This window comes from Desulfobulbus rhabdoformis (genome assembly GCF_016919065.1).
Taxonomy (GTDB): domain Bacteria; phylum Desulfobacterota; class Desulfobulbia; order Desulfobulbales; family Desulfobulbaceae; genus Desulfobulbus; species Desulfobulbus rhabdoformis.
In genome coordinates this window covers 1-404 of record NZ_JAFFQA010000181.1, presented here as the reverse complement: position 1 = coordinate 404, position 404 = coordinate 1, and the positions used below count along the sequence as shown (strand labels likewise).

General features: G+C 72.0%; 1 protein-coding gene. It reads left to right on the top strand.

The features are described from left to right. The coding region (locus tag JWJ90_RS22995) for an ATP-binding cassette domain-containing protein (protein ID WP_205229531.1) at positions 1-404 on the top strand (404 nt) is incomplete at both ends.

Genomic DNA, 404 nt, shown 5'->3' with positions numbered 1-404 from the left:
CACCCCGTGCACGCCGTCAAGGACGTGTCGCTCACCCTGGCCCCCGGCGAGATCCTCGGGCTCGCGGGGGAGTCCGGCTGCGGCAAGACGACCCTGGCGTACGCCATCACCCGGCTGCACCGACCGCCGGCGAAGGTCGCCTCGGGCAGCATCACGTTCCACGACCGCGACGGCACCGACATCGACCTGCTCGGGCTGCCGCACGAGCAGCTGCGGGCCGTGCGCTGGTCGAAGCTGTCGATGGTGTTCCAGGGCGCGATGAACGCCCTCAACCCCGTCACCACCATCCGGGCGCAGCTCGACGACGCCCTGAAGGAACACCGGCGCGACCTGTCCCGCAAGGAACGGCGCGCGATCGCCGAGGACGCCCTGAGCCGCGTCGGCGTCGACCCGTCCCGCATCAC